Here is a 1,504-nt window from a genome sequence, read left to right as displayed (position 1 = left end):
ACCACGTTCAGTTATGACGCGGACCATAACCTTACGGGTGTCACTGATGCAAGGAGCATCAAAACTACTGTCGGGTACGACACATCTGACAGGGTAACCAGCATCAGCAGACCACTCACAATCAACGGAGTTGCGGGAACAAGCAAAACGACATATGCCTACGACACTGCCAATTTGGTAACGACTGTTACAGATGGCGAAGGCAAACGAGTCGATTATACAACGAATGCCAATGGAAATGTCGTCCAAACTACGCAAAACCCGCTTGATGCAGCCAATAAAGCGGTAACGACATTCACCTACGACAATAAAAACAATTTGACAAAAGTAGTTGAGCCGAATACAAATAAGGCAAATGGCACCTCAGCATATGTTTACACATATGACGCCAACGGAAACATTACCGGTGTCCAGCTGCCTGAAAACCAAAATTCCACATTTGAGTACGACATCAACAACAATTTAGTCAAGGAACAGGATTTCAGCCAGAACGTCAGCACGAACGATTACGACAACAAGAACAACCAGACGGAATCCACCGATCCGAATGTCCAGACATCTGCAAGCAGATACGATGCAAACGGCAACCTTCTTTACTCCACGCATCCCATGTCTGCGGCTGATAACCTGTTGGCCAACTCAGGCTTTGAACTGGATCAGAATACCGACAGCTGGCCTGACGGCTGGACAAAGATGATGCAGCCTAATACAACCGCCACTTATGGCTGGTCAAACACAAGCAAGTTCGGCAAAAAGGCGATTAGTATTTCAAACCCAACTGGTTGGGCGATCGTAAGTTCCGAAAAAGTAAAATACGAGGCCGGAGATCAATTTATTGCGAGTGCGTATATTAAAAACGAAAACACAGCGAACTCGGCTTTGATCAAAATTGAATATTTTAATGCACAAGGAACACCTCTCCCGCCAACATCCTATTCATTCGGACTAAAGGTACCCATGATTGGACAAGGGTCCAGGCCGTCGTTTCTAATGTACCAGACCAAACGGATACAATTCTTGTTTCCTTCGGTCTGAATGCAGGTGCTGGAACAGCCTACTTTGACGGTGTGCAGCTTGAAAAAGGAACGACATTGGCAGCATATAACCTGGTGGAAAACTCTAGTTATGAGCGTCCTGATTCCACGAATGCAAGTCTTCCAGAAAATTGGGGAACAAGCGGAAATCTTTCAGTCAATGATAAAATCATTCAGAACGTCAACCCTGGTGATGATAACGTGTATATCGGCAAATCTTCTTTCCAAATGACAGGGGAAGCCGGGAAAAATAAACAACTGAAGCAGACGATCAATCTATCCGGCGATGCCAATACGCAGCTGACACTGTCCGGCTGGGCAAAGCAGGCAGGGGCTAATCCGAACGGCGGACCATTCGAGATGCAGGTCGTCGTGAATTACACGGACGGAACCAAAGGCTACAACTTCGGGAACGAATTCGACAAGAATGCGCAGGACTGGCAGCATGTTCCGGCATTTGTCAAACCGAC

At 46.6% G+C, this 1,504-nt stretch carries 1 protein-coding gene and 1 pseudogene; both read left to right on the top strand.

Annotation, left to right across the window (positions count from 1 at the left end; translation table 11 throughout):
* Positions 1 to 1,035: pseudogene (locus JCM21738_RS21785) on the top strand (DNRLRE domain-containing protein); the annotation flags it as partial.
* 56 nt (positions 1,036 to 1,091) lie between these two features.
* On the top strand, positions 1,092 to 1,504 hold a 413-nt coding region (locus JCM21738_RS26420; RefSeq protein WP_243463126.1), incomplete at its 3' end, for a hypothetical protein.

Source organism: Mesobacillus boroniphilus JCM 21738, assembly GCF_000517385.1.
GTDB classification, from domain to species: Bacteria; Bacillota; Bacilli; order Bacillales; family Cytobacillaceae; genus Mesobacillus; species Mesobacillus boroniphilus.
The sequence above is the reverse complement of the archived record's forward strand: the minus strand, read 5'-3'. Positions and strand labels throughout refer to the sequence as shown.